5 protein-coding genes are annotated in these 4,733 nt (G+C 61.0%); all 5 read left to right on the forward strand.

The window, feature by feature from the left end; translation table 11 throughout:
* Positions 1-82 precede the first annotated feature (82 nt).
* The 5 genes from rplL to hemW all read left to right on the forward strand — a co-directional run bounded on the left by rplL (position 83) and on the right by hemW (position 4,602).
* Entirely contained in the window at positions 83-463 is a 381-nt protein-coding gene (gene rplL / locus ABLA28_RS10455; protein ID WP_299302499.1) for a 50S ribosomal protein L7/L12, read from the forward strand.
* Positions 464-596: 133 nt separating this feature from the next.
* Entirely contained in the window at positions 597-998 is a 402-nt protein-coding gene (locus ABLA28_RS10460; protein ID WP_347713613.1) for a hypothetical protein, read from the forward strand.
* A gap of 30 nt (positions 999-1,028) precedes the next feature.
* Positions 1,029-1,403 (forward strand): response regulator, encoded by a 375-nt coding sequence (locus tag ABLA28_RS10465; RefSeq protein ID WP_299302493.1) that lies wholly within the window; start codon positions 1,029-1,031, stop codon positions 1,401-1,403.
* 248 nt (positions 1,404-1,651) lie between these two features.
* Complete coding sequence (lepA, locus tag ABLA28_RS10470; RefSeq protein WP_347713614.1) at positions 1,652-3,457, forward strand: translation elongation factor 4; 1,806 nt, start codon at positions 1,652-1,654, stop codon at positions 3,455-3,457.
* A gap of 20 nt (positions 3,458-3,477) precedes the next feature.
* Positions 3,478-4,602 carry a radical SAM family heme chaperone HemW gene (gene hemW / locus ABLA28_RS10475; protein WP_347713615.1) on the forward strand — a complete coding sequence of 375 codons (1,125 nt, stop codon included), beginning with the start codon at positions 3,478-3,480 and terminating at the stop codon, positions 4,600-4,602.
* Positions 4,603-4,733 lie beyond the last annotated feature (131 nt).

A 4,733-nucleotide genomic window follows, 5' to 3' on the forward strand; every position in this document is an offset into this window, starting at 1 on the left:
CCCGCCGTTGTTCCGTTCTTTTTGTTTGTCAGGGGCCCCGGGGTGCATTGGGGCCGATATCGAATTTAGGAGGTAAGTTTTTATGACGCGCGACGATATGATCAAGGCTATTGAGGAGATGACGGTACTCGAGCTCTCCGAGCTCGTGAAGGCCCTCGAGGAGAAGTTCGGCGTTTCCGCCGCCGCCCCCGTGGCCATGCCCATGATGGCTATGCCCGGCGCCGGCGCCGCTGCGGCCGCCGAGGAGGAGAAGACCGAGTTCGACGTGATCTACAAGGCCCCCGGCGCCAACAAGATCAACGTGATCAAGGTTGTCCGTGAGGTCACCGGCCTTGGCCTGAAGGAGGCCAAGGAGCTGGTCGACAATCCGCCCAAGCCGGTCAAGGAGGGCGTGGCTAAGGAAGAGGCCGAGGAGATCAAGAAGAAGCTCGTCGAGGCCGGCGCCGAGGTTGAGGTTAAGTAGCCGGTACGACATCGAGACTCGAAAAGCGGCCCATTGCGAGGGGCCGCTTTTTTCTTTCGCCGCTTTATTGTACAATGAGAAAGAAGAGAGCTTTTGTAGTTTTTCCTTAATCCTATGACTGGAGGGTCTTGTCATGGCATCCCAAAAGAAAGAACCGGAGAGCAAGTCGGGTTGGTCTAATCTTGTCAACAGCAGACCGAAGAAGATCATCGTCTCTTTGATCGGGATTGTTCTTGTCCTCAATATTTTGTGGACCCTGAAGCAGAATGACACATCCTCTGAAACTCCGGTCCTGAAAGAGGAGCTGGCGAAACTGGAGCAACGCATCGTGGAACTGGAGAAGAGGGCCGCTCCTGATGTGGAGTCCCTCCGAGCCGATTTTGAGGCGGTCCGGCAGGTGGGAGCGGGCTACGAGGCGCGCCTGAAGGAGCTGCTGAAGGCGGAGGAGGAGCATCTGGCGATGATGAAGGCGGAGCTGGAGGCCCGGGAGGCTTGGCTCGACTCTTTGCGTAAAGCCGCTTCGGACAAGAAGTAGAGGAGTTTGATACCCTGCGGAGGATCCCCGATGACGTCTCGAAGTGTTTTTATCATCGACGATGCGGATTTCGTGGTGGATATGCTGCGCCTGACGTTTGCGGACGGCGGGTATACCGTCGTGGGGTCTGCGACCGACAGCCTTCAGGGTATCGGGCAGCTGCGCGAGATGGCCTCGAAATCTCAGGCTGTCGATGTCGTCGTCGTCGATCTTCATATGCCCCGACTGGATGGGTTCGGGACCATTCGTGAAATACGCGAGATCCTGCCGGGGGCGAAGATCCTCCTGGTCAGTGCCGATGCAACTTTGCCCGTGGCCCTCAAAGCGAAGGAGCTTGGCGTGGATGGTTTTATCGTCAAGCCTTTCGAACCGGAGACCATCTGGGCGGCGCTGAAAAAAATCTGAAAAGGTTCGTTGCTTTCGTTTTTCCAACCCGTCCTGTGGGCTGGGCATGGAAAAGTACGGTTGAATCCGAGGGGCGTAAGCCCCTCTTTTTCACTTGGAGAACGTTTCCTCCGCCGGGCCGCCCGGCGGAATCCTGCCTTGCCGGGTGCGGGCAGGCTTTTGCGGCCGCTCGGGCTTGTATGGGATAGCGGTGTGAGGGCAGAGATACGGAGCCCCCATGTCAATCGGCGCTTTCAGAGGAGTCGCGTATGACACAGGAGAACATCAGAAATTTTTGCATCATCGCTCATATCGACCACGGGAAGTCTACCCTGGCAGATCGCCTTCTGGAGCGGACTTCCACGGTGCAGTCGCGGGATATGAAGCATCAGCTGCTGGACTCCCTCTCGCTGGAGCGGGAGAGGGGCATCACGATCAAGCTGGTGCCGGTGCGCATGGACTACACGTCCCCGGATGGTAAAAAATGGGTACTGAACCTCATCGATACGCCGGGTCACGTGGACTTCGGCTACGAGGTATCGCGGTCCCTGGCCGCCTGCGAGGGGGCGCTCCTGGTCGTGGATGCGACGCAGGGGGTCGAGGCACAGACGGTTGCGAACGCCTATCAGGCTATTGAGCAGGGGCTTGAGATTCTGCCCGTCATCAATAAAATCGACCTCCCCTCGGCCCATCCCGAGAGAGCCAAACAGGAGATCCGCGACGTGGTGGGGCTGGATGCCGACGACGCCATCCTGGCCAGTGCGAAGGACGGACGGGGGATCGACGAGATTCTGGAGCGCATCGTCGGGTCGGTTCCGGCCCCTCGGGGGGACCCGGACGCCCCTCTTCAGGCCCTGATCTTCGATTCCGTGTACGACAACTATCGAGGCGTCATCTGCTACGTGCGGATCGTGAACGGGACCCTGAAGGCGGGGCAGGACATCCTTTTCATGGCGACCAACGTGTCCTATCCCGTGGACGAGGTGGGGGTGTTCCGCCCCTCCTTCACGCCCGTCGAGCGGTTGGGGCCGGGAGAGGTCGGCTACGTGGCCGCCAGCATCAAAACCCTGGCCGAGGCGCACGTTGGGGACACGATTACCGATGCGCGGAACCCCACTCCGGAGCCGCTTCCCGGGTACCGTAAGGTCAAGAGCGTCGTGTTCTGCGGTTTCTATCCCGTGGAGCGAGACGACTACCCGCAGCTTCGGGACGCATTGGAGAAACTTTGCCTGAACGATTCCGCCATCGTCTTCGAGCCGGAGACCTCCGTAGCCCTGGGGTTCGGGTTCCGATGCGGCTTTCTGGGGCTGCTCCACATGGACGTGGCGCAGGAACGACTCCGCCGCGAGTACGATGTCGAGCTCGTGGCTACGGCGCCCAACGTCGTCTATGAGATCGTCACGAAGTCCGGCGAGGTGATCGAGGCCCACCGTCCCAACGATTTCCCCGACGTGGGGGAGATCGAGGAGATACGGGAGCCCTTCATCAAGCTCTCGGTGTTCCTGCCGTCGGAGTACGTGGGCAAGGTGATGCAGCTGGTTCAGGAAAAGCGGGGGGTCTACCGCTCCATGGACTATCTGACGCCGGAACGGGTGCGCCTGGTCTACGAGATGCCCCTGGCCGAATTCATCATCGACTTTCACGACAAGCTCAAGTCCCAGACCCGCGGCTATGCGTCCCTGGACTATGAATTCATCGGCCTTAAACCCTCCGAACTGGTCCGCGTCGACGTCCTCGTCAACGGTGAGGCGGCGGACGCCTTTTCCTTCATCTGCCACAAGGACGCGGCCTACCATCGCGGGCACGCGGCGGTGACGAAGCTGAAGGAACTGATCCCCAGCCAGCTCTTCGAGGTCCCCATCCAGGCCTCGATCGGCAAGCGCGTCATCGTGCGCGTCAACGTCAAGGCCCTGCGAAAGGACGTCCTGGCCAAATGCTACGGCGGCGACATCACCCGAAAGCGAAAGCTCCTGGAGAAGCAGAAGGAAGGCAAGAAGCGCATGAAGCAGATCGGGCGCGTCGCCATCCCCCAGGAGGCGTTTCTGGCGTTCCTCCGAATCGAGGACGGCGAGTAGGCCGGGAGGGAAGACTTCCCGTGAGTAACGAAAGGCTCTCCGTGTACCTGCACGTGCCGTTCTGCGCCGGCAAGTGCGGGTACTGTTCTTTTTACAGCGAGCCTCCGGAAGCTGGGGATGTCGCGGCTTACCTGGACGCGCTTGCGGTGGAGATCGCCCTCTGGAGAGGGCTGCTTGGCCCCCTGTCCCCGCGCACCCTCTACGTCGGAGGCGGGACGCCGAGCCTGCTCTCGCCGGACGAATGGGGGCGGCTGATCGCGCTGCTCGAAGGCCTGGGGGACTGGAGCCGCCTGGAGGAGGCGACCGTGGAGGCCAACCCCTCGTCCTTGAGCGACGGGCTGCTGAACGTCTGGCGAGCTTCTTTTTTCACCCGTGTCAGCCTTGGCGTCCAGAGCCTGGATGACGCGGAGCTTGAAACTCTGGGACGCCGCCACGATGCGAGGCTCGCCCTCGAGGCGATGGAGCGCCTTGCCCGCTCCGGGCTGAGGATGAGCGTCGACCTGATCTTCGGCATTCCCGGTCAGACGCTCCGTTCCTGGGCGGCCTCGCTGAGAGGGGTTCTGGATGCCGGAGCCCGCCACGTCTCCGCCTACCAGCTGACGCTCGAGCCGGATACCCCCATGGGGCTTCGCAGCCCCGTTCTTCCCGACGGCTATCCTCTTTATCGTTATACCCAATGGTTCCTCCCACGACGGGGTTTCACCCAGTACGAGATCTCGAGCTACGCCCCGCCCGGCGGCGAGTGCCGGCACAACCTGGCCTATTGGAGGCAGGAGGATGTCCTGGCCCTGGGGCCTGCGGCGTGGGGGTACCTCGAGGGACGCCGCTACGCCAACCCGGGGACGCTGGATGCCTATCTCGAGGCGGCAGGGAGAAATTTCCCCGAGGCAAAGACGGCGGGGGAAAGACTGGGGCCGAGAGCCCGCGGAGTTGAGGCCGCTATTCTCTCGCTGAGGACCCGATGGGGAATCGATCGGGAAGACTTCGCAGAACGTTGGGGCGTCCCGCTTCTGAAGGAGATCGAGGCGGTCTTGATGGCGATTCCCCCCCACCTCGTGCGTGCGGATGAACGGAGCCTGGCTCTCACTCCAGCGGGTATGCGAGTGGGGAACGCGATCTGGTCGGAGGTTTTGTGTTTATTGTAGGGGCTGAGGGGTAATTGGTTCTGGGGTTACTTGGTTTAGGGGATGTTGTTAATGGGTCTGAGAGGTCTGCGAGGTTTGCGAGGTATTTTGTTTTTGTACTTGACAGGTAGATAAAAGGCTGTATAATTTCC

Source organism: uncultured Fretibacterium sp. (genome assembly GCF_963544685.1).
Taxonomy (GTDB): Bacteria; Synergistota; Synergistia; order Synergistales; family Aminobacteriaceae; genus CAJPSE01.